General features: G+C 68.6%; 25 protein-coding genes and 1 pseudogene. 8 read left to right on the forward strand and 18 right to left on the reverse strand.

Annotated elements, in window-relative coordinates:
- Nucleotides 1–641 precede the first annotated feature (641 nt).
- Both OG595_RS00820 and OG595_RS00825 read right to left on the reverse strand, forming a co-directional pair.
- Nucleotides 642–2,828 (reverse strand): caspase, EACC1-associated type, encoded by a 2,187-nt coding sequence (locus OG595_RS00820; RefSeq protein ID WP_329266765.1) that lies wholly within the window; start codon nt 2,826–2,828, stop codon nt 642–644.
- 2 nt (nt 2,829–2,830) lie between these two features.
- Nucleotides 2,831–3,262, reverse strand: coding sequence for an effector-associated constant component EACC1 (locus OG595_RS00825; RefSeq protein ID WP_329266767.1), 432 nt, complete (start codon nt 3,260–3,262; stop codon nt 2,831–2,833).
- 234 nt (nt 3,263–3,496) lie between these two features.
- Here OG595_RS00825 and OG595_RS00830 point away from each other — a divergent pair, with 234 nt between their 5' ends.
- Nucleotides 3,497–3,835: a PadR family transcriptional regulator gene (locus tag OG595_RS00830; protein WP_329266769.1), complete on the forward strand. Its 339-nt coding sequence runs from the start codon at nt 3,497–3,499 to the stop codon at nt 3,833–3,835.
- A 5-nt stretch (nt 3,836–3,840) separates the two neighbouring features.
- Nucleotides 3,841–4,467: a hypothetical protein gene (locus OG595_RS00835; protein WP_329266771.1), complete on the forward strand. Its 627-nt coding sequence runs from the start codon at nt 3,841–3,843 to the stop codon at nt 4,465–4,467.
- A gap of 113 nt (nt 4,468–4,580) precedes the next feature.
- Here OG595_RS00835 and OG595_RS00840 read toward each other — a convergent pair whose 3' ends face one another.
- The 7 genes from OG595_RS00840 to OG595_RS00870 form a co-directional block, all read right to left on the reverse strand.
- Nucleotides 4,581–5,207, reverse strand: coding sequence for a hypothetical protein (locus tag OG595_RS00840; protein WP_329266772.1), 627 nt, complete (start codon nt 5,205–5,207; stop codon nt 4,581–4,583).
- Between the two features lie 129 nt (nt 5,208–5,336).
- Nucleotides 5,337–6,869 carry an ISKra4 family transposase gene (locus OG595_RS00845; protein WP_329266774.1) on the reverse strand — a complete coding sequence of 511 codons (1,533 nt, stop codon included), beginning with the start codon at nt 6,867–6,869 and terminating at the stop codon, nt 5,337–5,339.
- Nucleotides 6,870–6,914: 45 nt separating this feature from the next.
- Nucleotides 6,915–7,469, reverse strand: coding sequence for a hypothetical protein (locus OG595_RS00850; RefSeq protein ID WP_329266776.1), 555 nt, complete (start codon nt 7,467–7,469; stop codon nt 6,915–6,917).
- 56 nt (nt 7,470–7,525) lie between these two features.
- Nucleotides 7,526–7,717: a hypothetical protein gene (locus tag OG595_RS00855; RefSeq protein ID WP_329266778.1), complete on the reverse strand. Its 192-nt coding sequence runs from the start codon at nt 7,715–7,717 to the stop codon at nt 7,526–7,528.
- A gap of 75 nt (nt 7,718–7,792) precedes the next feature.
- On the reverse strand, nt 7,793–8,632 hold the full coding sequence (locus OG595_RS00860) for a hypothetical protein (RefSeq protein ID WP_329266780.1): 840 nt from the start codon (nt 8,630–8,632) through the stop codon (nt 7,793–7,795).
- A gap of 440 nt (nt 8,633–9,072) precedes the next feature.
- A complete protein-coding gene (locus tag OG595_RS00865; RefSeq protein ID WP_329266782.1) occupies nt 9,073–9,648 on the reverse strand; it encodes a GNAT family N-acetyltransferase in 576 nt (191 codons plus the stop codon).
- Nucleotides 9,645–10,964: a hypothetical protein gene (locus OG595_RS00870; RefSeq protein WP_329266784.1), complete on the reverse strand. Its 1,320-nt coding sequence runs from the start codon at nt 10,962–10,964 to the stop codon at nt 9,645–9,647. Before OG595_RS00870 ends, OG595_RS00865 begins: the two co-directional genes overlap by 4 nt.
- A gap of 193 nt (nt 10,965–11,157) precedes the next feature.
- On the opposite strand from OG595_RS00870, the gene OG595_RS00875 reads away from it, so the two are divergent.
- Nucleotides 11,158–11,991 (forward strand): hypothetical protein, encoded by an 834-nt coding sequence (locus OG595_RS00875; protein WP_329266786.1) that lies wholly within the window; start codon nt 11,158–11,160, stop codon nt 11,989–11,991.
- A gap of 115 nt (nt 11,992–12,106) precedes the next feature.
- Here the strand turns inward: OG595_RS00875 and OG595_RS00880 are convergent, their stop codons facing one another.
- The 4 genes from OG595_RS00880 to OG595_RS00895 all read right to left on the reverse strand — a co-directional run bounded on the left by OG595_RS00880 (nt 12,107) and on the right by OG595_RS00895 (nt 16,346).
- Nucleotides 12,107–13,708, reverse strand: coding sequence for a hypothetical protein (locus tag OG595_RS00880; protein WP_329266788.1), 1,602 nt, complete (start codon nt 13,706–13,708; stop codon nt 12,107–12,109).
- A 216-nt stretch (nt 13,709–13,924) separates the two neighbouring features.
- Complete coding sequence (locus OG595_RS00885; RefSeq protein ID WP_329266790.1) at nt 13,925–14,731, reverse strand: hypothetical protein; 807 nt, start codon at nt 14,729–14,731, stop codon at nt 13,925–13,927.
- A gap of 72 nt (nt 14,732–14,803) precedes the next feature.
- Complete coding sequence (locus OG595_RS00890; protein WP_329266792.1) at nt 14,804–15,367, reverse strand: hypothetical protein; 564 nt, start codon at nt 15,365–15,367, stop codon at nt 14,804–14,806.
- A gap of 814 nt (nt 15,368–16,181) precedes the next feature.
- A complete protein-coding gene (locus tag OG595_RS00895; RefSeq protein ID WP_329266794.1) occupies nt 16,182–16,346 on the reverse strand; it encodes a hypothetical protein in 165 nt (54 codons plus the stop codon).
- A gap of 298 nt (nt 16,347–16,644) precedes the next feature.
- On the opposite strand from OG595_RS00895, the gene OG595_RS00900 reads away from it, so the two are divergent.
- Nucleotides 16,645–16,797, forward strand: coding sequence for a hypothetical protein (locus OG595_RS00900; RefSeq protein ID WP_329266796.1), 153 nt, complete (start codon nt 16,645–16,647; stop codon nt 16,795–16,797).
- A 367-nt stretch (nt 16,798–17,164) separates the two neighbouring features.
- Nucleotides 17,165–17,512 carry a hypothetical protein gene (locus OG595_RS00905; protein WP_329266797.1) on the forward strand — a complete coding sequence of 116 codons (348 nt, stop codon included), beginning with the start codon at nt 17,165–17,167 and terminating at the stop codon, nt 17,510–17,512.
- On the opposite strand, the gene OG595_RS00910 is transcribed toward OG595_RS00905, so the two are convergent.
- Nucleotides 17,472–17,849, reverse strand: a complete 378-nt coding sequence (locus OG595_RS00910; RefSeq protein WP_329266799.1) for a hypothetical protein — start codon at nt 17,847–17,849, stop codon at nt 17,472–17,474. The two genes, OG595_RS00905 and OG595_RS00910, sit on opposite strands and share 41 nt — an antisense overlap.
- 75 nt (nt 17,850–17,924) lie before the next feature.
- Here OG595_RS00910 and OG595_RS00915 point away from each other — a divergent pair, with 75 nt between their 5' ends.
- Together OG595_RS00915 and OG595_RS00920 are read left to right on the forward strand one after the other, a co-directional pair.
- Entirely contained in the window at nt 17,925–18,134 is a 210-nt protein-coding gene (locus OG595_RS00915; RefSeq protein WP_329266801.1) for a DUF6207 family protein, read from the forward strand.
- Nucleotides 18,135–18,244: 110 nt separating this feature from the next.
- On the forward strand, nt 18,245–19,018 hold the full coding sequence (locus tag OG595_RS00920) for a hypothetical protein (RefSeq protein WP_329266802.1): 774 nt from the start codon (nt 18,245–18,247) through the stop codon (nt 19,016–19,018).
- A gap of 56 nt (nt 19,019–19,074) precedes the next feature.
- On the opposite strand, the pseudogene OG595_RS00925 reads toward OG595_RS00920, so the two are convergent.
- Nucleotides 19,075–19,332: pseudogene (locus tag OG595_RS00925) on the reverse strand (hypothetical protein); the annotation flags it as partial.
- 162 nt (nt 19,333–19,494) lie between these two features.
- Between OG595_RS00925 and OG595_RS00930 the strand changes: the two are divergent.
- Entirely contained in the window at nt 19,495–20,445 is a 951-nt protein-coding gene (locus OG595_RS00930; RefSeq protein ID WP_329266804.1) for an ADP-ribosylglycohydrolase family protein, read from the forward strand.
- Between the two features lie 392 nt (nt 20,446–20,837).
- Here the strand turns inward: OG595_RS00930 and OG595_RS00935 are convergent, their stop codons facing one another.
- Genes OG595_RS00935 through OG595_RS00945 form a run of 3 tightly spaced genes read right to left on the reverse strand, consistent with a single transcriptional unit; the run spans nt 20,838 to nt 25,025 of the window.
- Nucleotides 20,838–21,287 (reverse strand): hypothetical protein, encoded by a 450-nt coding sequence (locus tag OG595_RS00935; RefSeq protein ID WP_329266806.1) that lies wholly within the window; start codon nt 21,285–21,287, stop codon nt 20,838–20,840.
- Nucleotides 21,274–23,787, reverse strand: a complete 2,514-nt coding sequence (locus OG595_RS00940) for a site-specific integrase (protein WP_329266808.1) — start codon at nt 23,785–23,787, stop codon at nt 21,274–21,276. Before OG595_RS00940 ends, OG595_RS00935 begins: the two co-directional genes overlap by 14 nt.
- The gene (locus OG595_RS00945; RefSeq protein ID WP_329266810.1) at nt 23,784–25,025 is read right to left on the reverse strand and encodes a tyrosine-type recombinase/integrase; all 1,242 of its coding nucleotides are present in this window, start codon (nt 25,023–25,025) and stop codon (nt 23,784–23,786) included. Before OG595_RS00945 ends, OG595_RS00940 begins: the two co-directional genes overlap by 4 nt.
- Nucleotides 25,026–25,089 lie beyond the last annotated feature (64 nt).

Consider the following 25,089-nt stretch of genomic DNA (forward strand, 5'->3'; position numbering starts at 1 on the left):
AGGGCAGCAGACCGGCGACCTGTTCACGCCTCGCCGTATCGCGCTGATCGTCGAACGCAGGTGCCAGCCAGTAGGTGCCCAGCAAGGCCGCAAGGGGCGCAGCGTCGCCACCGCAATCATCCACGGCCTGGCTAACGACTGATCAAGGAATCGGAAACAGCCGCAGCTCGCGACCCGGGCGAAGAAGCGCGCCGGCACGCTCGCGACGAGGGTTGTTCAGCCAGCTGATCCCGTACCGGACGGACGGGAGGCTCCGGAAAGGTCTGCCATGACAGCCCGGAGTCTCCCGTCCCGCTTACCCACCGGGCAACCGGACGGCCCCGGACCGAACGCCGGAACGGACCTGGGACCAGCGGCACACGCGTGCATCGCGTCACTGGTCCAACGGCCCTCCCGAGGGAAAGACACGGATGCGACCGGAGCCCTTCTCCCGCAGCTGAACCGGTGGTCATGCGCTCGCTCCGAAGAGGTCGGCCAGCATCCCGGCTGCGCTCTCGGGCGCGCGCACGCTCAACTGAAGGGCATCGGGGGCCAGGTGCAGGGTGAAGTCGAAGAAGGCGCAGCAGCCCTGCTCGGCCGCGGGCTGCCCGGCGAACTCGGCGTCCGGCCGGAAGGACAGCCGCAGCCCGTCGTTGATCCCTTCACGCTGCTCGGCCTTCGCGGTGAGCGTGCGCCACTGCTCGGTACGCCCACAGCCGCAGTTTCGCGTCCTTCTCGTCGCCGGTGGCGAGGGTGCGGCCGTCGGGGGACCAAGCGACGGAGGACAGGCCAGTGTGGTTTGCGGTGCGGGTGGAGATTGTTTTGTGCGTGGTCAGGTTCCACAGCAGCACTTTGCCGTGATCGTTGACGGAGGCGACGACGTTGTTGTCCTTCGGGTCGAAGGCCACCCCCGTCACGGATACCGCCGTGCCTTGTGTCGGATCGTGCAAGGTGAACATCGCCTTGCCCGCGACCATGTCCCAGAGCCTGACTGTGCCGTCGGGGCTGCCGCTGGCGAGCTTGTGTCCGTCCGGACTGAACGCCACGGTGGACACCTTTTCGGTGTGTCCTTCCCAGCTGTACCGGAACTTACGTTTGGCAACATCCCACATCTGTATGGCCTTGTCGGAACCTCCTGCGGCGAGCGTTTTGCCGTCGGGGCTGAACGCCACGTCGCAAAAGCACCGACTCCACCAGTTCCCCTGGAGGGTGGTCAGCGTGGGGAGGGCCTTGCCTGTGGCCGTGTTCCACAACCGGAGTGTGCCGTCCGAGCCGCCGGTCGCGAGTAACTTGCCGTCAGGGCTGAGCGCGACGCTGAACCGCCCTTGTTTAGTGCCGGGCTTCGTCGTGGCGAGGCTCTTCCCGGCGGGCAGACGCCAAACCTGTGCGGTGGGGGCTGAGCCGAAGCCATTGGTGGCTCCGACAGCAAGGGTCGTTCCGTCGCGGCTGAATGCCACACTGCTGACGCCGTCGCTGGTGGTGGTGAGCGGCGTGAGCGGCCTGCGGGTCTTGAGATCCCATCGCCGGACGGCGGGGTCACCGGAGCCGACGGCGGCGAGGGATGTGCCGTCCGGGCTGAACGCCAGGTCGTCGACGGAACCTTCAACGGTTTTGTCGGGGCTCAGGCTGAGGACGGCGGCAGGCTGTTCCAACAGGGTGCTGGCGGAGCCGGAAGAGGCGCTTCTGCCGGGAGCGCCGTGCAGGATCCCTGGGCCGATCTGGAGGACAGCTACGGCTGCCGCGACAACCAGGACCGTCGCGGCCGCAGTGATGGTCCTGGCACGACGGGTGCGCGGAATGAAACGTGACCCCCAAGGAGGAATGGAGGCGGGAGCCTCGAGACTCCGTGCGGGCGGTGGCGCAGACAGTGTCCTGTGTTGTTCGGGCGCAGTGTCCGGCGAGCCCGATTGCAGGGCTCGCACGCGCTCGGCGGCGGCGGTCGAGACGAGTTCTCTGTCGGCGCCGGTCAGACGCTGAAGCTCCTCAAAGGCAGTGGCACGTACCAGTGCATTACCGACACGGTGGAGATGGGTGAGGCCGTCGAGGGCGCCGAGTTGATCGGTGGAGTGGGGGCTGTCGAGGGCGCGGCGCAGGTGGGCGGGCAGCGTCCAGTTGATGTTCCTTGCGATGACGATGCGGCCCTCTACGTTGTCCTGTTTCTTGGGCCGTTGTTGCGGCATCTCCTCCACGACACGGTCGTGGACGTAGTTGTAGAGCTCATCAAGGGTGATGTCGCCGTCCCCATCGAGGTCGGCGCTGCCCTCGCGGAGGCCTTGGACGAGGTAGCGGGTGAACACTGACTGCGCCGCCTGCCCTTGCACCCGGTTTCCTTCCCACGAGTACTGGGTCGCGTCCGACGCGGTCAGCACGGTACGGCCGCGGCCCTGGAAGCGCTCCAGTGTCTGCACCGTGGTGTCGGCTTTGGGGGTCCAGCCGTCCGGGAACGCCCCGCTGTAGCAGCAGTCGAGGATCAGCACCTTCCGCCAGGAGGCGCACCTCTCCATGGCCCGGTTGATCTGCTCGGCCGACAGCGCGGTGTCCGCCAGGGCGTTGCGGCTCGTGTCGGCCATCGCCAGATACAGCCGGCCGTCGTCGTCCTTGATCCCATGCCCGGTGAAGTACAGCAGGGTCAAATCGTCGGCGCGCCGGTCACGGTAGAAGTCAGCGATGGCCCTGCCGACGACATGATGTGGCTTGTTGACCAGGGGGGTGACCTCGAACCCGGCGATGGCCGGATCCCGCAGCACCGCGCCGAGTGCCTCGGCGTCGTGGGCCGGCGCGGTCAGCTGCTGCAGCCCACCGTCCTCGTACTCGTAGGTGGCGATGAGGAGCGCCAGGCGGCGACCCATACCTATTCGCCCGTGTGGCGACGGATGTAGGCGTCGATCAGGTCGCGCCGCTCGGCGTCGGAGGCCCGCTCCAGCTCGATCGTGTCGCCGTCGATGGTCAGTGAGACGCGATGCCGCGCGGACGAGCGGGCCAACCAATCGCGTACGGTCTCGATGAGCGCCGCGAGCACCCCGCCGGAGGCACTCAACGCCACCACGATGGCTCCGACAGTGACGGCATCGGTGCCCTTCGCCGCATCAGGAACCGGTGTGCTGGGGCCAGGACGAATCGATTCGATGTCCAGATCGGCAACTTCGGCCTTCAGGAGGCGGGGCACCCGCTCCGCCGCCTCCGGATCCAGCTGGGGATCGGGCGCCACGACAAGCAGTACCTCCATCGCATCGTCCGCCTGCCTGTCCGCTGGCCGGCCAGTCTTCGAAGCATCGTTCTGCATGCGTCCGCCCCCGTGGCTTTTGTCGCGATCCGAATCTCACAGTGTGGCGTCAACCGACCACGAACGGCAGCCAGTCGGAGCTACTGACCGAGTCCAAGAACTCCGGCCCGCCCATTACTGAGAGGCCGGCAATCAGGTCCATCTCGGAACGCTCGACACCTCGACCCTATGTCGGGTTGCGACAATGCTGGTGAAGGCTATGTCGGGTGCCGATGCAGGGTGTAGCTTCAGCGCATGGACTTCAAGCTCACGCCCGCCGTGGTGAGGATCCTCCAGGCCTTCCTCACCGCTCCACAGACTCCCCGCTACGGCATGCAGCTGATGGAGGCCGCCAAGGTCTCCAGCGGCTCGCTCTATCCGGCACTGACCCGGCTGGAGCGGGCCGGATGGATCGTCGGCGCGGACGAGGACATTGACCCCAGGACGGAAGGGCGTCCCGCCCGCCGCTATTACACGATGACCGGCGAGGGCGCGCGTACCGCCCGCCTCGAACTCGCCGAGCTCAGCGAGCAGATGCGCCCGCCGGCCCCGACGCCGGACTGGGCTGCCGGTACCAATCCGCAAGGAGCCTGAAGTTCGTGGACACGTTAACGACAGCGAGCCTGCTGCTCGCTTCGGCAGCTGAGGGCGAAACCTTGTTCCTCGGCGAGGACCTCGTGGGATGGCGTACCGCGCTCATCGCAGCTGTAGCCGCTGCGGTTGTCTACGAGTTGGCCATGACCGTGACGCGCCGCGTCACCTTGCGCCTGCCGTTTCTGATTCTGTATCTCACCCGGATCGACATGTCTCACGATGTGTGGAAGCGCCTTCACCGCGAGTGGGTGGCCGAACTTCACTCCGTGCTCGGCGACCGCAGCACCCCCTGGACCAAGCAGTTCCTCGACGGCCTGCGTTTCGCCGTCCCCTTGGCACTCGGAGGCGCCCGCCTCGCCGCCCGGGCCGACGCGGAGACATCGCCCAGGCGCCGCCTCGCCGCGCAACCGGACTATGCGCTGGCGCGCCTGGCAGGTGCCGTCTGTGGGTGCCTCCTGGTTCTGGTGGCGTGGTCACTGCCGCTGTCGGCTCCGGCCCAGGGAGGACTCCTGATCGGTTTCGGCCTTGTCCCCCTCCTTGCGTGGGGATCCACGTCCGCAGTGCTCTGGTTCAGGCTCCGGCGGCGTTTGCGCGCCGCCGACCCTTGTCACGAGCCGGAACGAAGCGCGTAGATCCTTTCAGACCGCTCCTCGCCCCTCACTCCGGGCGCCGGTCCGGGCGCGGCAGCGGCCATCGCAGAAGGGTGTAGTTCCCCTTGAGGGACGTCCCTGATCACGCGGTTGAGTCAGCGGTGCAAGACTTCCTGTGCTGCTCGTCCGCGGCGGACGTCCCTGAACAGGACGTGGCCCGAGCCCGCTGGCTCCGAGCAGTGCGGACCGTGTAGGTCGAGGTCCTCAAGTTCCGCGGGGAGAGCGAAGTGCGGCCCGACATATGCCGGGTCGAAGGTGAAGTTCACTCTCGTGCCGCTGCCTTGTGGTGGATGAAACGCTTGGGGGGCGATGCGAGGCTGGATGCCGGTGTGGACTTGGCGCAACCCGCGCCCTGCGCACCACATCTCAACAGTCACCTGCCCGGACAGCGTGGCAGCAGCGGCCAACAACCACCACTCGGGCCCAAGGAGGGAGCCGAAGTATCCGAGGACGGGAGCACCGGGGTCATGCCAGGCGTGCGGCTGGTCCATGGATATCGTGAAGCTCCTGTCGCTGGTGATCTCGAGGAGACCACGCAGTGTGTGCTCCCCGGCAACGCTTGTCGCTGGATGAAGCACATGGCGGCCCACCGCGCAGAGCAAGTTGGCCGGCAGCTTCGGATTTCCGGATCCCACCCCGAAGTACATACCCGGCCGTCTGCGCACGGCGGCATCGAACTCGAGCATCTCGATGTCGGCCGCGTCATACGAATGGTCCGTCACGACCACACGCTATCGGCCTGGCAGGCCCAACTGAAGGTGCACTCGAAGGCGGAAGTGCCTCGGGAGACCTACAGGTGGGACGGGAGTATCGGCTACTTTGACGGGTCGGTCCGTTCGCTCAGCGTCATGTCAGGCCGTGAGTTCGTAGTTGTGCTGGTCGGGGGTGGGGTAGAGACGTTCGTGCTCGCGGGCGAGGTGATATCGCCAGTAGGCGTCGAAGTCGCCGTTGTCGATGAGAGCGCGGAGCTTGAGGACGGCTTCGGCGCCGGTCAGGCCCCAGCGGCTGCCGGTGATGTCGAGGCGGTCGCCGATCAAGTGGCGGCAGGCGCCTTCGATCGGGCCGGTGGCGATCGGCCAGCCCGCGCTGAGCGCGGTGTCGTAACGGAGGTGGTCGAGGTGCCCGGTGAGGTAGCGGACACAGGCGTCGGCTCCCTCGCGCCGGGTTGCGCGCAGCCCTGTCTGATCGGCCTGAGCGGTGATCTCGGCGGCGGCGCGGGCGGCCTGGCCGTGGAGGATCGTGGTGAGGTGACCGGCGACCCAGGCTTCGACTTCGGGCGTGCCCACCTTGTGGAAGCAGTGTGCCGCGCCCCAGACGTACTCGGCCACGTGGACGAAGTCGAGCAGGACGTGCACCTCGAGTTGGCGCCGGCCGGCTTCGGTCTGGATCAACTCGAGCTGGTGACGGGCCCCGTCGACAAGCACCACCCAGTTGCGCAGATGGTCCCGGTCACGGGCTTGGGCCTGGTCGAACGCGGCGGCGATCACGTGCTCGGGCGGATGAATGAGGGAGGCGGTGAGCCACTTGTGGTCTGCCTTCGGCCCGGGACGAGGTGATCGCAGCGTGCCACGTCCCTCGGGCGGAGCGATCACATCGTGGAGCCTGCGCGGAGCGGGATCGGTGTCGAAGACGCAGGCCAGGGTGGCCATTCGTTTGCGGTGTGGCTTCTCGCCCGGAGCAAGCCGGGTGCGCAGAGCGCGCCTGTTCCTCTGGTGCGCTTTGAGCGTCGCGGGCCGCAGAGCCTCGGGGCGCATCACGACGCCCTTGCCATCGACCTGAAGGACGAGCGCGGTGGCGGCGGTCGACGGGAGAGGGATCTTGTGCTGGTAGAAGGCGTCGATGTCGGCTGCCGCGGCGACGACGAGCTGCTCGGCCTGCCGCTTTCCCAGGACTTTCCCGCAGCTGCGGTCGATCGCCTCTTTGGCCTGGTCGTAAGAGCCGCGGACGGCTTCGAGGACGGCGAGGCGACGCAGGCCGTGGGAGTGCAGGTGCGCGGGCAGCGAGAGCTCCGCGTCGGCCGGGTGCACGCTGGTTTGGCCCTTGCCCCGCCAGGCGCACCGCGTCACGGCGACCGTGCCGAACACGCAGGCCAGCAAGCGGGAGTGACCCACCTCGCGATGTGGGCGGATCTGCCCGTCCGCACCACGGACCGCCCTGTCTTCTGTCTGCCTAATCTGTTCCCGCTCCCGTTTCTCCCGCAGGTCGAGGTGGCCCTGGAACAGCAGCCGCAGCAGTTCACGGCCTTGAAGCTTGACCAGGTCTTCGAGTTCGTGATGGGACAGCGCGGCCGACTCCGGGCCGGCCAACGCGCCTTTCAGGCAGTCGAAGGCCCTTGTCGCGGCAGTGAATGGATCGATGGCATCGAAGGCGTCGTAGGGTTCCACCGGCTCTTCTTTCTGCGGCTTCGGTTTGGTGTGGTACCTCCGAAGTTAGAGAGAAGAGCCTTTATCGTTCCGCGAGTTCGCCGATTTCCCGCCCGGCGCCGGGTGAGCGGGGGTGAACCGTCCGGGCTGGTCCTCGACCAGCCAGCCCCGTTCCACCAGCCGTTTCAGCTTCCCCCGCGTCCCTTCGATCTTCGCGGTCACCGCGGGCAGCCCGATCCGGGGCACAATCTGCTTGGCCTGCATCGGCCCCGACGCGTCCGCGATCACCTCCACGATGTCCCGGTACACATCCGGCAGGACGTCCGTCGTGAGACCTTCCCGCCAGTGCGGCACCATGATCGCCCCCACCACCCGCACTTCGGGCTCCACCGGTGCCTCCGCCGCCGCCGGCTCCCGCAACGGCGCAGTCTCGGCCACGTCCTGCCCGGACAGCTCGGTGAGCACCTGGGCCACCGTCTCTCGCGTCACCCGCAGCCGCGACCACACCTCACGCTCACCCGCCAGCCGTGAGGTCAACTCTGCTATCTCCGCCTCGAGTTCCTCCACCCGGACACGGGCAGCCGCCTCCCGCGTCTCCAACTCCTCGATCAACGACACCATCGACGCCCCCCTACTTCACTCGCCACAGTAGAAGGACACCTACCCCGCCCACACCGTCAACCAGCGTTCTCCCAGCTCAATGGCTTCCCTGGAGGAGAGCTACGCCCAAAGGATTTCGCCTGGTATTCCACCCAGTCCCACATCGGCCATTGCCCATCAGGATCTGCCGCCTGCTGGGTGCCGATCATGGCGAGCAACGAGAGTTGCTTCCGCTCGAGTTGTACTTCCGTCAGGTCGTGCACGGACATGTTGTCGATGTCCCCCGATGAGGCGATGTGGTGATACCTAGGGACGCTAGCGGACGAAGGCATAGGTCCCCACCATCAGGGCACGCGGGTCACCGCACCGGAGGTGAACCACTGCACCAGTGTCGCCGCAGCGTGGACACCAGCACGGGCGGCTTCCAGGGTTTCCGGCACCGTGCCTCCCTGCCCACCGTGCCGGGAGGTCTGCCCCTCCCACAGCGCACGCATCATCGCCTCGGCCGGGGCAGTCGAGCCGGCTCCCAGCGTGGTGGTGAACTTGGTCGACGCATCGCGGATCACGCGCAGCATGGTGCCGAGTGTCGCCTTGCTGTTGTTCGGTTCCACGACGGCGTGTGCGGCGGACTCGACTGCCTTGATCGCCTCGCTGTACGCCCGTACCGGGTCTGGGTGCAGCCCGTACGCGGCTTGCCAGGAGAGCGTCAGGTGCTCGGCCGCGGAACCCGCGTCCGAGGCGGTCGATGCGTCGGCGATCGTCTGGCTCACCGCGTCGCGGACGGTAGGGACGACGCGTTCTTCCAACCCGTTGCCCGCGTCATCGACTCGGTAGGCCGATCCCGCAGCGTCCAGCATTCGGGCCAGGCGCCCCTCGAAGTCTCCTCCGAGTTCCAGCTCCACATCGTCCTCGGGCTGCTCCCATCCGAGGATGACGTCCACGACATCGAGGAGGTCCATGCCGTCTGCGCCGACCAACGCGTCATAGGCGCTCTGGCCAGGAAGCAGCGCCATCCGCAGCCGCAGGCAAGCCTCCACCGCGTACTCGTCGTCCTGCGAAAAGTGCATTGCCACCCACTGCTGCAGTGCTCCGACAAGATGGCGGGGAACACCGTCGTAGGGGGCGTAGTCGTAAGGCTCGTTGTGGCCTATCCGAACCGAGAAGGGCGGCCGTGCCAGGGTCATGGTCCGTGAGCGTACTGCTCAGCAAGGGCAGCAGAGGACAGGTTTTCCGGCGTCCAACAACCCCTCGAGCCCCAGGCTCCTTGACCAGCGTCAAAGAGTCGTCAAGCCGCTTCACGGTCCGGTTCGTCGCGACCACAGCGGCTGCGTGCTGCGCGGCCCGCGCGGGCGCGGAGCGTGCTAACGGTCCAACGGATCAGCGCAACCAGGAGGGTCGCGGCGACGCTTCCCAGGAACTCCGGTAACGCATCAGCAAGTAGGTGCACTGGGGAAAGCTCCTTCGTGGTTACGAACGGTGCATAACCACGGTGGGCCCTGAAACGGCCTCTGCCCCCTAGAAATTCTAGGGGTACTTTCCCTCCCAAACCATCTCTCTGTCAGGCATTTGATATTTACTCTGATCTAGGCGGCCCGACGTGGCCCGCGATTTCCGGTGCGCGCCGTCAGTGCGCGGCGGCCTCGTGGTCGACCTGGAGGAGCAGCAGGTCATAGACCGGGCCGCCGGGCTCGTTGCGGTACGGACCCGCATACGTGTACCCGAGGCGGTCGTACAAGGTCCGGCCGGAGGTGTTGTCCGGGCGGACCAGCAGCGAGGCGTAGTCGGGATTGACGGCCTTGATCAGCTCTGTGTGAAGGCGGGAGCCGATGCCCTGGGACTGCCGGGCAGGGGTGACGGCGAGTTCGCACAGGCCCATGAGGCGGCCCGCGCGGACGTGCTCCGGGATCTCGGGGAGCAGCTCGGGGCCGTACCAGTACTCGGGTGTGCACGGGAAGGCGTAGCCGAACCCGACCATGGTTCCGCTCGCGTAGGCCGCGACCAGCGTGAAGCCCTCGTGTCGGAGGTGACTCGTGACCTGGCGGCGCAGCGCAGCGGCGGACAGTCCGTCGGTGGAGGCGCCGGGGGTGTCGACGAGTTCGGGGTGGGCGTCGGACCAGATGTCGGCGATGGTGTCGAGCAGTGGCGGGACCTGGCCGGGGCCGTAGGTGCGGATCACGACGTCTGTGCGGGTGCTGGTCACGCCCGTCCTCCTCCGGTGGCGGTGGTGGTGCGGTATTCCTCTATCCAGGACGCGACCGCGGGGACGCGGCCGTGTCGCTGGAGTGCGCCGGCGACGTTGTGCAGGGACTGCAGCAGCCGGTCGGAGCGCACTTCGGGGAGGAACGCGAGGACCCGGCCCGCGGCCTCAGCAGCTGCCTCTGGCTCGGGACGGTCCCTCACCGCATGTTGGATGGCGACGTCGGCCGTGTACAAGGCCCTGTTTCTGGCGAAGGCATCGCCGTGCAGGAGAACGGCCTGTTCAGCGCCAGAGGCGGCGCGTTCATGCTGGCCGAGGTCCGCGCGGGCGAGGCATTCCAGGCCCGCAAGCTCGCCCGGTGCGTAGAAGCTGAGCCAGGGCGGGTCGGCGTCGGCGGGGCCCTGGGCGTAGAGGGTGTGGGCGCGGACGATCGCTTTGTCGGTGGCGGTGGCGTCGCCCATCAGCGCCCAGCCGCCGGCCTCGCGCATGTTGAACAGGGACAGCAGCCGCGGGGAGCCGAGGTTGCGGGCCACGGCCTGTGCACCCTGCGCGGCGGAAATCGCCTCACGGGGCCGGCCCGAGGCTTTTGCCAGTAAGGACAGGCAGCCGAAGGCGTGCGCCTCGAGTTCCGGGTCGTCGGCGATCCTCGCTGCGGCGAGGGCCTCGCCGTACAGGCTGTGGGCGTCGCCTGCGCGGCCGGAGTCGTAGAAGAGCCACCCGGCGGCGATCGACAGGGCGCCGGTCGCTGAGCGCAGCTTGGACTCGGTGCGGCTGGTGTAGGTGCCGGACTGGAGCCACTGGTAGGCGGTGTGCAGTGCCTCGGACGCGGCCTGGCGCAGCGGGGCGGAGCCGTGGTCGTGGTCGTGCGCGTACAGCGTGGTCACGGCCGCTTTGACGGCGCGCACCTCGCTGGCTCCGATCTTCCCCGACGCCTGCCTGTCCGCGCCCAGGGGAAGAGCCAGGATCACGCCCGCGCCGTCGAACAGGAAGGCGCGTCGTTCCACCGAATCCTCCTGCAGCCCGTACGGCCTTGCGGCGGGCAGTACGGGCAGTGCTGGTGCGGGCAAGCGGAAGCCGAGGTCGGCCATGCTCCGCCCGCCGGTCATCGTGGTCAGGATGCGCTGGTAGACGGCGCGGGGACAGGCAACTCTCCCGTCTTCCCAGTCCGCCACCAGCCGTGATCCGCAGGCGACGTTCTCGCCCATCGCCATGCCAACCTTGTTGACCTTCTTGGCGAACTCATCGCGGCTCATCTGGAATTCGAGTTCGCGGACAGCGCGCAGCCGGGTGTTGGGAACGGGCTTGCGGCGGTCGGCCATCGAGGCTCCGGGTCCGTGCGTCGGACGGGTGCGGCGACCGTACCGCTCCCGTCCTTTCCCCTGCCCAGACCTTGGCCATAGTTCACCCGTCCCGGGCCGACTTACATCGTTCTTTCATCGGTCCGCCGTCGCACCGCGATGCGCACTGCTGCTTGCGTGGACAGTGACGTGACGACTGATCAGGGAGACCGAGATGGCGAACGCTTCCGCCGGAGATACGGCCAAGGCCAAGAAGCCCGCCACCCCGACCTGGCACGAGCTAGCCGCGGTCACCGACGCCAAGCGCAGGCTGTGGCTACGGAGCCAGAGCCGCACCGGCTGGGCAGTGTGCGGCCGGGAGTGGGACGCGGTGGCCGTCGAACCGATGGCGGCCGGGCTGGACGCACTCGCCTCCATGCGCGCGGGCACCCGGCGCGGCTACCAGGTCCTCGCCGACCATCTCAGCGACCGGCTGTACGTCGCGGTGCCGGCCGACACCGGCCACGCCGCACGACGGCACGCCCGCCGCCGACTGGATCAGCCACCCGCACGGCGACAAACCGCCGGCACTCGTTGCGCCCGACCGGTTCGCCGCCCACCTCCGGGAACTCACCTCACCCGCCCATGCGAAGGCGTCTGCCTCATGAACGGCCACACGGTTCTGTACGACCCCGAAGGCCGGATCGACGGCGAGCTGCCGCTCGATCGCGAGACGCACGAGCGCGTGGTCCGGGCGGTGCTCACGTGGTCCGATCCGGCGGCCCTGCGGCCCGACGACTACGAACAGGTCGGGCTGCTGCTCGCCGGGGCCGCCCACGCGGTCGCCGCCGATGTCCGCGCGTGCGCAGGCAGGCTGCCCGGCGACGACGGCCGGCGCCTGCTCGCTGAGATCGTGCTGGGCGAGGCTGACGGCCGCCTGTCGCAGCGGTCCCGGAACCTGCACGGGGTCAAGAACAAGGCCCGCCTGCTGCGGGCGCTGTACGAGAGGCTGGACCGGCTCCAGGACGCCGCGCTCGCCGTGGAGACGGCCGCCGTGGTCTCCCCCTGATCGTCGCCCGGCGCCGCACCCCCCGTCGGCTCCGGGCGACCACCACGAAGCCCCCGGCAACCGCTTTGCGCCAGCGATCGCAGGGGGCTTCTACTCGGCAGACCTCGCATGCCGGCTACCACGGGCGGTGGAGCTGAGTGCGTTCGGCGGCGAGCTGGATGATGAGATCGGCGTCGTTGGCGGGCAGGGGGCGGCTGAGACGGTGCGAGACGTCACGGTGAAGGCGTACCGCGGCGCTGTCCCCGTCAGCGGCGAGGAGAGTCGACCACAGAGGGGCGTCGGGGGCGGTGTCACTCTCCACGAGCGCCAGCAGTTCCACCTTGTCCTCGTGGTCGAGGCGGCCCAGTTGGTGCAGGCCGGTCTTCTGCTGGATTTCTGACCAGGTGGTGGTGCGTTGCTCGCGGGCTGCCTTCTTCAACGCACCGCGGATGGCCGGAGCGAGATTCTGCGCCTTCTCCACGCGGGCCTGGAGGGCGGAGCGTTCTTCGGCCTTCTGCCTCTCGGCTTCGCGCCTCTCTGCTCTCTCGGCCCATTCGCGCTCCGCCGCTGCGCGCCGCTCTGCCCTCTCGCGGTCCTCGGCTTCGCGCCTGGCGGTCCTCGCCTGCTCCCGGGCCTCTCGCTCCTGCTCCCGAACACGCCGGGCGCGGGCCTCGACGGCAGCAACGGTCTCCCTTTCCTGTGCCGAGGCGTCAGGGTCCTTCATCAGTTCAACGGCCTGCCGGTACAGCTCGGTGGTCGGCTGTTCCTGCAGCCGTTCCACGACAGTGCGCCGAAGTCGTGCGCGCTCTTCCAGCCAGCGCTCGCCGCGGCTCAGAGCGATGCGCAGCCGTGCCGCTTCGTGCGGTTCCTGGTCGGCGTCCAGGAGCCGCCGGATGACCTCCACCGCGGGCAGGATTCGCCGTGGATGGCTACGCAGGGCGATCTCGAGACGAAGCAGCGCCCGCCGGATGGGTTCGGGCTGCCGGGTGACGGGCGCGGTGCGCGCGGCGGAGGGGGTGACGGTCACTATCGCCCGCTTCACCGGAGCGGTCACCTGCTGCGCCGCAGGGGCCGGCGCGCGGACGGCGACGGGCCTGGTCTTGTTGAGCAGGTTCTTGGGGGTCGGGACGATGTCGTCCAGGCTGCCCCAGGTGGTGCCCTCGCCGGGGACCTCGGTGCCGAACTGCATGGTGCGGCCGCCCCCGGGGCGGTCGTCGAAGCGGATCCGGTGGACATAGCCGCGCCGGGCAAGCACGCCCGGGGTCATGTGTACGCCGGGCCCCAGGATGGTCTCCCACGCGTCGTTGTCCCTGTCGACGGGCCGGTTGCGGTCGAGGTGGACCAGGAGTGAGCGCCCGTCCTCCAAGCGGATCATCACAGCGGACCCGCGAGGCTCAGGGTAGGTGAACTCGGCAGCGATGCCGAGCTCACGCAGCCAGGACGCCAAGTGGGCCTTGGCGAAGAGATGGTCGGCGCTGTCCTTGCCGCGTTCCTTGCGCCCGCACCTATGGTCGGAGTCGCCACTTCTGTAGTGAGCGAAGTGACAGATCTTGGCAGTGCACCGCCTGGTCATCAGCTGACGGCCACAGCCGCCCTCGAACATGGTGCCGCACCAGATGGTGACGTTCCCGTTCTCACGCCAGAAGGCATCCAGCTCTTCAGGAGTGTCGGGACACAGGGCCGGATCGTCAGAGTCCGGGCTGTTGAAGACCGCGGTACGGATGAGGCGCCTGTCCATCCTGCTCCCGTTGCTTCAGGTGAGTGACTTCTCATCATTGTGCTCCTGGGCACTGACAGTGCCGTAGGACAAGGCGATGCCCCGCTGCCCAGGAGCACATGGTCCGGGCCGATTCGTGACGGCGAAGTCGCTGCGTCGTTGAACAGGGCGACTCCATAGCGCCGGGCCCCGGGGATGGCTGAACTCCCCCGGGGCCCGTGGCGTCTCCCGGGCCGGTCAGGAGACGCCGGATGCCCGCCCCAGGGCCTCGATGTCGGTCAGGGTCAGCACCTGCGTCTGGTGGACGATGTCGCCGCGCTGAACGACGTGGACGCGGCCTCGGTTCGGGCGGCTGCGGTCCTTGGGGGCGGGGCCGGCGGCCGGGGCGAGCCTGCGCCAGGTGCCGGTGGGGACCTGTCCCAGGATGACGGTGGAGAACTGCTCGCGGCCTTCCAGCTCGAGGGCGCTGAGGGTGGGGTGGCCGTCGAAGAGCACGTTCATGCGGACCCTGGCGTCGGCGGACAGGACGTCGGTCAGCGCGGTGAAGGCCGGGGACACCCTCGGGTCGCCCGGTCGGCGGACCGTCTCCCAGTGGCGGGCCAGCTTCCGCAGGGTGGCGTCTCCGTTCTCGAACACGACGACCAGGCGCAGCAGTCCGACGTCGCTGCCGTGGCGGTCGGCGATGTCGATGCGGCGCCGGAGTTCGTGGGCGAGGCCGACCAGGGCGTCGTGGATGTCGTCGACGTCGGCCCGGTAGGTCACCGTCGGCAGCTCGCGCGCCCATGGCTGGGAGATCCGCTTCATGTCGAGGACCAGGGCGTGAGCGCCGTGGTGCAGGAACTGGGCGGTGAGGGTGCGCAGGATCGTTGAGCTGCCGCCCCCGCCGCACGTGGAGACCAGGACGTGCGCCGCGTAGTCCAGGTCGACGGTGACCGGCTGCCCGTCGGTGCCGACGCCGATCAGCGCCACCGAGGCGGGCAGGGATTCCAGCGTCTCGCGCACGGGGGCGGTGAGACGGAGCAGGTCCGGGATCTTCTTCGTCATGATGGGCTGTTCCTTCCAGAGGGGGCGCCTGGCGAACGGGGTGTTCTCCAGGCCGGGACTGGACCGTGGTGGTCAGTCCAGGTCGGTGGTGCCGACGGCAGCTCGGGGCCGGTTGCGTGCCCAGCGCTTGAGGTCGCCGACGCGGTAGAGGAGTTCGGCGCCGCGCTTGTCGACCGGGCCGGGGAAGGTCCGGTCGTTGGCGCGGGCGTAGCGCAGGGCGGCGACGGTGATCTCCGGCAGGTGGTGTTCATGGGCCTCGCGCAGCCCCACCGCCTGGTCGTCGTCGACCACGGCCGGGGCCGTCGGCGACGTCGCCGACGGGGTGGTGTCGGCCGGGCCGGCGGCCGCAGTTTGGGATGCGGGGAGAGCGGGCTGTGCGACCGTCTCCGGGCCGCCGGTCAGGGTTGGCGGTACGTCGTCCACGGCGGCAGTGGCGGGGCCATCGGCGGCCTTGTGGAGCTGTACGGGGGCGGGTTGGGGCGGGACCGCCGACCGTGTCTTCTTCGTGGTGGGTGGCGGGCCGGTGGTGGCCCACTCGCGGGCTTCGGCGTCGGTGAAGAACAGCACCTGCGTCTCGCTCGCGGTGCCGCCGATGACGACCTGGGCGCGGCCGGGGTGCTTGCCAGAAGCCGTCACCTGCGCTCGAAAAGGACGCTAAAACGATCAACCTGTGGATAGATTCCGCCGCCGGAGCGTCAGGTTGTGGAAACTTTTCGGCGCCAGAACGGACGACCCGACCGGGGATGACACCGGGTCCCGGGGGTGCGAGACGCTGCCCGCGCGTCCGCGCGGGTGACGGCCTCGAGGCAGGGGCCGGCGCAAGCCGCTGGTACTGCTGGTGTCGGCCGAAGAGGGTGGCCTACAGAAGTAGTCGGCGCCCGGGAGTTTCCGCGTCGGCTCATTGACCCGCAGGTCAGCGCCTCGCGAGACGACACCAGGCGAGAACCATGAGGCGCCTCGTAGAGCGCCTCATGAGGCGCCTCGCACGACGTCTTGTAGAGCGCCTCGTACGGCGCCTCGTAGGGCGCCTTGAAGAACAGCCCCGTCCCGGGCCGCTCTGCTCAGCCGATCAGCGGCGGCGCAGTTCCTCGGACCAGTCCTGGAGCGGTCCGGCGAGGGTGAGGTTGTCCCCGCGGCTCACGGCGGCCGGTGCTACTCGGTGGTGTGCTCGGGGTCGGGGAGTTCCGGCGGGAAGCGGGGGCGGCCGTCCATGGTGGGGCGATGAACGAACTCCGACCCGGTGACACGGGCGGATGGCTACGACCGAGTGAAGCGGCCCCACTCCAAGCCCTTTGAGCAGCCTGCCAGGTGGGGCCACTTCTCCCGGACATCGGTTTCCCGACCAAGGGGCTGGGGCCAGAGGACCCGGTCGTAGCCAGGCGGACCCGCCCGAAGCGACGAGCAGATTGCTCCGAGGAAGGTGCCTGCGTCCCGTACGGAGGTCAGGCCGCTACTTCTCCTCTTGCTTCCAGTTCGGGGTCGGCTGCTGCTTGTTCGCCAGATACGGGATGCAGAGCAGGAGAGCGAGATACCCCAGGGCGAGGAGCACGGCTGCAGCCTTGTCCACGACGATGAGGTAGTTACCGAACAGCTCGGAGACTCTGATGAACGGCATGGCGGGCTCTTCTCGACAGCCCCGAGAAGACCAGAGTACGACTGTATCCACGCAGATGGGAGGCTTCATCACCTGTCTCTGAATGCAGTTCGCTTCCTAGAACCTCACCCCCCGCCCGCAGGCACTGAGGGAGGTCTCGACTTTTGTTCCCAAACCCAACATCTTGCGTCACTCATGACTCCGGCCCGGCGAACCTGCCGTTTCGCCACCCGCCTTCAAACCGGGTGATTCCCTCACCAGCTCCGCCTGGCCCGGTCTCCTCGTCTCTGCGCTGCCGGTCGCCGCAGTGGTTGGCCAGGTGGTGAAGTCGCGCATCGAGCAGCGCGGCCAAACCGAGCGGACGGCCATCGAGCAGCGCGGCGAGACCGTACGGGCAGTCATCGCTGCCGAGGTCGAACGCGAGCGGATCCGTCGGCCCCAGCTTCCGCCCCGGGACGGCGACGCCTCCTGAATGCGCCCCGCCCGACCGGCAGCACGGTCGGTCCGGGCAGCGCCATGGCCGGGCCAGGCGCGGCGGCCCCGCCCGGCGCGCAACCGGCGAGCGCGCCCCGGTCCCCAGCAGCGTCCGCGCCGCCCATCCCGCCCTCCCTCACCCCTCAACTCCAGCCAGGGACAGGGGCAAAGCGGCCGCAACGGGGATGTCAGCACCCCGACCACACCCGTAAGGCAGGGGTGACCTGCACAGATGCGGCGACGTCGACAAGCCGAGCGCAGGAGAAGACGCAAGAGATCGTGGAGGAGAAGGCGCACGGATTGGTGCAGGAGATGGTGCCGCGCGGCAGACCGGACCACGGTTCGAACAGCAGTACCTTTGGCGCGTGGCAGCCTCGTACGACTTCCCCCAGGACCTGACCGACGCGCAGGACGAACTCCGTCAGCTCCGCGCTGAACTGCGCACCCTCTACCAGCGGGTGCCGTGGTCGGCCGAACCACAGGACGCGTGGGAGACGCACGGGAACGCCTGGCGGCAGGCGTCCCGCCCCGCTTCCCCCGGCTGGGACCCCCAGGACGCGGCGGAGATCGCCCGGCTACGGGCGCGGGAGCTCGAACTCGCCACGGCGATCGTCACGCACGCGTACTGGCGCGGGTTCACCGCGGCCGACGTCCTCGCGGCCCGTACCGCGCTCAAGCACCACACGCCGGAGATGGCCGACGCCGCCGGCTGACCGCCGACCGCCCGCTCAGCCGCTCGGCCGTCGCGCGCACGACCAGGTCCAGGACATCGTCCAGGGCCAGGCATAAGGCCCGCCCGTCCTCGGACTCCGCGCGGCTGGGGGAGTCCGGCACGGCGGCGCACCGCGCCGCGACCGCAGCGAGTCGCCCGTGCGTGACCTCCGGGCCGGCCGCGCGCAACCCTGCCCGTACGGCCTGGGCACTGGCCCCGCCTTCGGCCTGCATCGTGTTCGCCAGCACCCGCTCGTACTCATCCGGCCGCCAGGTCCGCGCTTCGAGATCGCCGCGCAGCTCGTTCAGTGCGGCCAGTACCGCCTCCATGGTCGACATGCCGGGACCCTACTCGGTCGGGTGAAGACGGCCCGATCGCAGAACCTTTTCGGGCGCCGGAGCGTAATGCCGTACATGGGGCCGATCAGCAAAGTGCATGTGGAACAGCCGGGGTTGGCCGTGGTAGAGATCGCGGCGTGCGACGACCAGACCGCCTTCGCCGTCCAGGAGCTGCTCGCCGAACGGTGGGCGACCTCAACGGCAGACCGTACGACCCGGGATCCGGGGCAGCCCGGCGTCCGGCTGCTCTGCTACCTGGACGTACGCCAGGACCTCAACGCGTAGCGCTGTGGCGGCGCCGCCCCGCTGGCCAGCCGTGGTCACCGTCACGGTCGGCCGGCTCCAGTTGGAGCCACTGGTAAGCCGCCGTCCGGGATGGGGCCAGAATCACCGCCATGTCAGACAACACCAACTTCTGGGACGCCTGGGGCGCAATCGGCAACACGCTAGCCTTCGGCGCTGTTGTGTGGCAGGGATACCTCACACGCGGAGCGCTGAAGGTCAGCCAGCTCATGACCGCCGACGCCATCCGCAGCCGGCTCGACTCCCAGGCCCCGGCAATCACCCTCAAGCTCAGTCCCCCGCCGTGGGAGCCACTGGCGGCAACCAGCACGGGGATGCCACACAACCCCTGGCCGAACGGGCACACCTGGCACTTCCCCGCGGAGCAGGACGGCTCCAACCGTCTCGTGCTGCAGCAGGTCCTGGTCCTGGAGAACCTCAGCGACCGGCGCGTGCAGGCACGGTTCGTCGGCGACCTGGTCGTAGCCAATGAGGACAGGCGGCCCACCGCCGCCGGCGTCATCGTCCTGGAACCCGGCGAGACAAGCCGGGACGTCTACCTGCAACGCGAATTCACCATCAAGGAACTCTCGGAGAACTTCCACGCGAGGCAGGCCGGGCAGGAACTGCCGCACAAGGTGCTCGGCACGGTGACCGTTGAGGACGACCGTGACAACGGGAGTACGGATCGCTGGGACCTGGTGCTGACCGGCTGTCCGGTCCAGCCGGTCCCCGACCGGGACGGCCTGTGGAGGATCGAGCCGTGGCACATGACCGAGGGGTCGGGACTGCGCACCCTGGACTACGACCTGCTGCCGTCACGGCAGCGCATTCACTGGGTCTCACGCGCCAGGGGGATCCAACTCCCCGCTCCGGAGGGTGCGTAGCGGCACATCACCCGCCGGCCTGCCGTGGTCGGGCTCATGGGGCGACGGTCAGGGTGTCAGGGCGTGTCGCCGGAGTAGTAGAAGCGGCAGCTGACACCGGGACCGGGTGTGCGGGACTCGCCCGGGCGCGGGTCGTACAGCGACCGGCCGCCGGGGAACTGCCCGAGCTCGGTGGACAGGGCCGCCCCGTCGTCGACTTCCACGGTCCGCCATCCGTGGATGTCCAGCAGCAGGCCGTCCAGCGGTCCGCCGACCAGTTCGGCGTAGGTCCGGTGCGGGAGCGGGCCGGGGTTGGGGTCGTCGTGGTCGTGGCCTTCTCTGAACTACGAGATGAGGCCGACAACCGAGGATCGGTCGTCGGCCCCTTCAAAGCTCAGAGTTCCGACACGTCGCTTGTGCGGGCGGCGATCTGGTTCGGCGAGCCGAAGAAGGAAATAGGGCCGCGGCCGTCGGCGCAACGCAGATAGCCTGCGCGAATGAAGCGGATTCAGCGGGCTGCTGGCGCGGTCGTCGGCTCAGCGGTGGGGGACGCTCTGGGTGGCCCTTTCGAGTTCGGTCCCCAAGGAGCGTTCTCCGCGCGGTTTCCCGCGCCTGGTGCCGGTGGCGAGATGAGCGGAGGCGGCGGCTGGGACCCCGGCGAGGCCACTGACGACACGCAGATGGCCGTCCTGGTCGCGGAGTCGCTGCTGGAGCGAGGTGGCCTGGATCTGCCGGACATCTTCGCCCGCTTCCAGCGGTGGGCAGCATCAGAACCGAAGGACATCGGCTTGCAAACCGAAGACGTCCTGACCAACGGCATGCCCTGGGACCTCGCCGCCGCGATCCATTTCCAGGTCAACCAGCGAGCAGCGGGAAACGGCTCCTTGATGCGGGCATCGACCTCCGCGGTCCACTTCGCGGCCGCCGGCCAAGAAGCCACCATGGACGCGGCCCGCCACATCGCTGCCCTCACTCACGGGGACCGCGCGGCCTGGGAAGGCACCGCGATCTTCCACGAACTCATCCGAGTCACGTTCGAGGACACCGACCCCCTCACCGCGATCCCGGACACCCTGGCTCTTGTCCACCCCGACCACCGCGGCCGCTACGCCACAGTCCTCGCGCCCGACTGGCACCCCGATCAGGCCACCGAGTTCAACGGTGCCGTCTGGCCCTGCCTGGGCTCCGCCGTCTGGGCCCTACGCACTACCACCAGCTTCGAAGACGCGATTCGCGCAGCGATCGACCTGGGCGGTGACACGGACACCGTCGCCGCAGTGACCGGCGGCCTCGCGGGGGCGTATTACGGGCTGGATGCAATCCCCGCCCACTGGACACAGCCGCTCCATGTCCCCCTCCCAGGCTTCGACGGACGAGTGCTGCACCTGACAGACCTGCTCCACCTTGCACACCGCCTCGGAGAGGGACTGTCGATGCGACAGGTGTGATAGCCCGCATAGATGGCGAGGCCGTCGTCTCGCATCAGACGACGGCTAATCGTCGTCCCCTTTGAGAGCCCGATCGGCAGTCGGCCGCCCGGATCAAGGATTCGTTCCTTCGACCGTTCGAGCGATGAGTTGATTGAATGTCGGAACTCCCAGGAAGACAGGTGAGTCCTTCCGTTCCTGACGGGCATCGAGTTGTGCGATCTTCTCTTCAGCGGCGGCCAGGCTGGTGGAGAGACCTTCGACTTCACCAAGCCAGCCTTCCCGTTCAGCTTCCGCGATCCGTTCTCCCAGGTTGTCGCGGATCTCGATGAGGCGGGGTCTCTCGGTCGGGGAGACGATCAGGACGGGGCAGCGGACACACGCTTCTCTGAACTATCGGTAGCGGGTGCGGATTACGTCTCGTCGGGGCCGATTGCGGCGTTCAGCGCGCGCAGAGCGTCGTCGTATTGGCGACGGTCGAACTGGAACGGACCGAATGCCGTGTACTCGCGGGTCTTGCGATGGGGTTGCTCAAAGGAGTCCCAGATCACGGAGTCGGTCGTCGCGGTGATGCGGGCCATGAGGGGCCAGCATCCCCATTCGCCGCATTCACAACCGAGAACGGGTGTTTTCGGCCCCATCGCGTTGGTGGACCGTCCGAGGAAGTGATCCTGCATCGGGCCGAACCGGAAGAACTCCGGAATCAGACCGCCGTAGGCGTCGCCTGCGGGCTGCATCCCGGCGGCGATCTCGAACCCGTCGACCAGCTCGGTGAGGGGTGCTCCGTCGATGCGGGGGACGATCACGAGCGGGCCGCCATCGCCACGGTGTTGGCAGTCGAACCGGATGTCATTGCTGGTCATCCAGTGATTGTGTCAGCGAAGCCGTTCCCTCCACCTGTGTAATTTGAGCTGGGGCTATGCGTGGCATGCCGAGGTCGATCGCCGTACCGCCAGAAGCTCGTCGGTCCATGTGAACGAGCTTGTCTTCGGCGCCGCCAAGGCTGACCCTGAGCCCTTCGACCTCCCCGAGCCAGCCCTCGCGCTCGGCCTCGGCGATGCGGGCGACGAGGTTGTCGCGGATCTCCTCCAACCGGCCGCGCTGGGCCGGGTCCGGCCGGAGAAGCGAGCAACGAACGCAAGCGTGTTCATGAATACAAGGCCTTGAAAAGGCGCGACCGCAGGTGCCGATGGAGACCTTGCGCTTCTCGAAGTGCGCGAGGAAAGCGTCCCATTCCTCCTCGGTCGGCGTCCGATACTCTTCGCTGGGTCGACTGGCCCGGCGACGGGCGATGAAGGCGCGGTGAGCCTCGATGGTCTCGGCCGGGTAGATCGCCTTGTAGCCCATCGTCGTGTCAAGACTCCGATGCCCGCAGAGCACTTGCGCGATGTGCGGTGGCAGGCCGTTCATGATGGCTTCGGTCACGAAGATCCTGCGGAAGTCGTGCGGGGAGAAGACGAGCGGTTCGCCGCCGGCATCGGTCAGGCCCGTGGTGGCCAGCGTGTTGATCAGAAGCTTGCGGAGCGCGGTCGGAGTGAAAGCGCGGTGTTCGGTGCCGATATCGCGTTGGAACAGCAGCGGCATCGGCGGGTTCCAGACCCGCTCGTGGACGTCGTAGGAGGTCACCAACGGGATCGCGCGGCTGCTTCCCCGCAGGCGGCGGATGATGGTGGAGAGGATGTCCGCCAGTTCCGGGCTGACCAGCAGGAGCCGTTCGCTGTCGGTCTTGGAGGGGGCGACCTGCAGCAGGGGCACGACTTCGCCGGTGCTGGGGAGCCGGTATTCGGTGATGCTGTGGTGGGTCAGTTCCAGGAGTTCCTCGTTGCGGATGCCGGTCAAGCGCAGGACCTCGATCACGGCGAAGGCCCAGAAGGCTTCGTTCTCCTCGTATGTGAGGTTCCGGCGCCGCCCGGTCGAGGTCTCCTCGGCCCAGATCAGGTGCCCGGCGGCCTTGGGCGCGACTGCTCTGCGCAAAGCCCCGGCGGTGTCGGGGATCAAATCCCCGGGCCGAGTGTGCTCGGTGGCAGCCAGTAGTTCGGCTGCGGCGCGTCGCCTGCGGTCGACGGTGTCGGCCAGCACCGGCAGGACGGGAAGCCGTTCGCGGGTGCGCTGGTCCATCCGGGCCTTGCGGTGTTTGCGGTCCTTGGCCTTGCTGATCTCCTCGTCGCTGATCGGGCAGGGCACCACCCACCGCGCCCAGCGGGCCGGCTCTTCCGCAGCCCAATGGGCGATGTCCAGATAGAAGGCGCGGACGCGGATGAGCTCGTCCTTGGCGTTCAGCCGGGGGCTGGCGGTCTCGGCGGCGGTGCCGTCCGGACCGATCGTGGTGCGTTTCTTGGTGGCGATGTCTGTCTTCCAGGCCCGGGCGAGTGGTGGTGGCAGGCGCAGGGAGTCGATGCCCGGTGATAGCACTTCGATCCGGGTCCAGAACAGCCCGGCCAGCGTCCGCGACACTGCGTCCAGGCTGGTGTAGTCCAACGACGGCTGCCGTTCGCGCAGGTAGTCCACGATCAGGTCGCGGACCGGGCGGCACCGGATCGGATAGCGATCCACGAGTTCTTCGATGCTCAGCTGGCCGGCCGCAAGTCCGAACGCCCGGATCGTGGCCGGGGCGTCCTCAGGGAAGACACCCAAGGCCCGCAGCCGAAGGTAGAAGTCGACCTTGCGCTGACCCCCGCGGACATGGACCCGACGCAGGGTGTCGACCAGCTCCACGCAGTCGCCGACGGTGATGTCAGCAATCGAGCCGCCCTTGCAGGCCAGGAGCAACGCGATCCGAGTCGCCGCGATGGTGGCCTCCCCCCGGGCGCTGACCGGCCCGGACTCGGCCAGCTGTGCCAGCCGTGCGAACCCTTCGGGGTCGCGGACCTCGGCCATGACCGGCGCCAGGTGCTTGTGGGTGCGGGTGAGCATCCAGGCTAGGTCGGGACGGATGACGTCGCCGCAGGCCAGCATCAGCAGCCCGGAGGTCAGGTCAACGCGCTCATACGACGGTGACGGCCCGCTCTGGCGCAAGAATCGCAGCGGGAGATCCGTCCAGTCAGCGCCGGGGATGTCCTCGGCGCGGCTGGCCTTCCACCGCTGCTGCCAGGTATCTCCGGGGAGGCTGGACATCCAGCGCAGAAGTTTGGTGACCCCGCGCCGCCGCCCGGCCCGGGTGGCGTTGGCCGCTGGCAAGAACGGTGGCGCCGTCAGCCGCCGCAGCACCTCGTCCGCCGACTGCGCTGTCGTCGGCCACCGTGCCTCTGCGGAGCGGGGCGAGAACCGTTCCCGCAGTACGTTGTTCCGTGCTCGGGCCTGTTCAACTGTTGCATTTGCGGTCTGCAGTTGTCGGCGGGTCGAGTGCTTCGTGGTGGTGGTCATGAAGACCGCCCGAACAGCACATCCAAGGCTTCCGGGTTGTAGCCGGGTGCGGGAGGCGGCGGCACCGGCTCGGTTTGCCGGTCTGCCTGCCGGGCGTGGTGGGCCAGCACCTCGGCGCCGACCTCGTCCTGGCGCGGCGCGAGGTAGATCTCGGTCGTGGTCAGATGCGCGTGTCCGAGGACCCACTGCACGTCGGTCAGCGTCAACGCCGGGTCGCGCACCATGCGGGCGGCGGCGCTGTGGCGAAGGTCGTGAAGGGTCCAGTCCGCGCCGAAGGTTGCGTTTACCCGCTCGAACATGCGGTGGGCGCCGTGGTAGGTCAGCGGCTGAAACGGACGCCGTAGCGTCCACCACACTGGCTGTGTCCGACCCCTCGGCACCAGTCCGTGCAGCTCCTGCTGGTAGAGCCGCAGCCATACGAACGCATCTGCCGAGGCCGGCACCTGCTGCCGTGCTCGGGAGCCCTTCCGCACAACGCTGATCAGCTGCTGCCCTGGGTCGATGTCGCACTGCCGGACGCCGATCAGCTCCGAGGCCCGGACTCCGCTGGAGATCCAAAACGCGATCATTGCCCGGTCCCGGTTCGACCGCAGCGCCGCGAACAGCGAGTTGAACCACTCGTCCGGGATCGAGCGCGCAATCCGGCGCGGAACCGTGGGCCGGTAGCGGCCGGTCCGCTCTGGCGCCCAGGCTTCCATCGGGTTGTGGTGTGCGTGTGCGCGGCCGGAACGACGCGCCAGGTCCAGCGGGAACGGGTTGAGCAACGGCCCGGATCCGGCATCACGGTGCAGGTCGTAGAACTTGCGCAGCACCGTCTCGCTGTGGGCGACGGTCGACGGGGCATAGCCGAGCCCAGGGCTCGTCTTCCCGGTCACGGGGTTCGGGGTGCCGATGGTGCGGGCTGGCCGCCGCTTGGCCGCGGTTGCTCGCGGCTTGACCGTCAGCTGGATCCAGCGGCTGAAATCCCGAGCGTCCACGCGTGTCGCTCGATCCCAAGGCACTTCGACCGCGTACAGGAACCGCCACCAGCGCAGCAGGTCCATGCCGTAGGAGCGGACGGTCGCCGCCGCCTTCCCGGCTGCGAGCAGTTCCTGGAAAAACACCGCGACTGGCGCCACGACCGCGCCGTCGGCGTCGACGAGCCGGTAGGGCTCGTACCGGTCGCCGGTCTCCGCCAGCCGACCCCACGGAGGAACGGCCAACCTCGATAGATCCCGCTCGGGCACACGATCGTTCATCACGACCGCAGACCGTACTGGGCCGCAACCTCACCTGTGCCCTGAACTGCACAATCAACCTGGT

The organism is Streptomyces sp. NBC_01451 (genome assembly GCF_036227485.1).
Lineage (GTDB): Bacteria > Actinomycetota > Actinomycetes > Streptomycetales > Streptomycetaceae > Streptomyces.

Excerpts from the sequence above, each read along its gene's own strand:
- OG595_RS00820 (WP_329266765.1), bottom strand. The coding sequence starts at position 2,828 with ATGGGTCGCCGCCTGGCGCTCCTCATCGCCACCTACGAGTACGAGGAC.
- OG595_RS00825 (WP_329266767.1), bottom strand. The coding sequence starts at position 3,262 with ATGCAGAACGATGCTTCGAAGACTGGCCGGCCAGCGGACAGGCAGGCG.
- OG595_RS00830 (WP_329266769.1), top strand. The coding sequence starts at position 3,497 with ATGGACTTCAAGCTCACGCCCGCCGTGGTGAGGATCCTCCAGGCCTTC.
- OG595_RS00850 (WP_329266776.1), bottom strand. The coding sequence starts at position 7,469 with ATGGTGTCGTTGATCGAGGAGTTGGAGACGCGGGAGGCGGCTGCCCGT.
- OG595_RS00855 (WP_329266778.1), bottom strand. The coding sequence starts at position 7,717 with ATGTCCGTGCACGACCTGACGGAAGTACAACTCGAGCGGAAGCAACTC.
- OG595_RS00860 (WP_329266780.1), bottom strand. The coding sequence starts at position 8,632 with ATGACCCTGGCACGGCCGCCCTTCTCGGTTCGGATAGGCCACAACGAG.
- OG595_RS00870 (WP_329266784.1), bottom strand. The coding sequence starts at position 10,964 with ATGGCCGACCGCCGCAAGCCCGTTCCCAACACCCGGCTGCGCGCTGTC.
- OG595_RS00875 (WP_329266786.1), top strand. The coding sequence starts at position 11,158 with ATGGCGAACGCTTCCGCCGGAGATACGGCCAAGGCCAAGAAGCCCGCC.
- OG595_RS00880 (WP_329266788.1), bottom strand. The coding sequence starts at position 13,708 with ATGGACAGGCGCCTCATCCGTACCGCGGTCTTCAACAGCCCGGACTCT.
- OG595_RS00885 (WP_329266790.1), bottom strand. The coding sequence starts at position 14,731 with ATGACGAAGAAGATCCCGGACCTGCTCCGTCTCACCGCCCCCGTGCGC.
- OG595_RS00895 (WP_329266794.1), bottom strand. The coding sequence starts at position 16,346 with ATGCCGTTCATCAGAGTCTCCGAGCTGTTCGGTAACTACCTCATCGTC.
- OG595_RS00910 (WP_329266799.1), bottom strand. The coding sequence starts at position 17,849 with ATGTCGACCATGGAGGCGGTACTGGCCGCACTGAACGAGCTGCGCGGC.
- OG595_RS00915 (WP_329266801.1), top strand. The coding sequence starts at position 17,925 with ATGGGGCCGATCAGCAAAGTGCATGTGGAACAGCCGGGGTTGGCCGTG.
- OG595_RS00920 (WP_329266802.1), top strand. The coding sequence starts at position 18,245 with ATGTCAGACAACACCAACTTCTGGGACGCCTGGGGCGCAATCGGCAAC.
- OG595_RS00930 (WP_329266804.1), top strand. The coding sequence starts at position 19,495 with ATGAAGCGGATTCAGCGGGCTGCTGGCGCGGTCGTCGGCTCAGCGGTG.
- OG595_RS00935 (WP_329266806.1), bottom strand. The coding sequence starts at position 21,287 with ATGACCAGCAATGACATCCGGTTCGACTGCCAACACCGTGGCGATGGC.
- OG595_RS00940 (WP_329266808.1), bottom strand. The coding sequence starts at position 23,787 with ATGACCACCACCACGAAGCACTCGACCCGCCGACAACTGCAGACCGCA.
- OG595_RS00945 (WP_329266810.1), bottom strand. The coding sequence starts at position 25,025 with ATGAACGATCGTGTGCCCGAGCGGGATCTATCGAGGTTGGCCGTTCCT.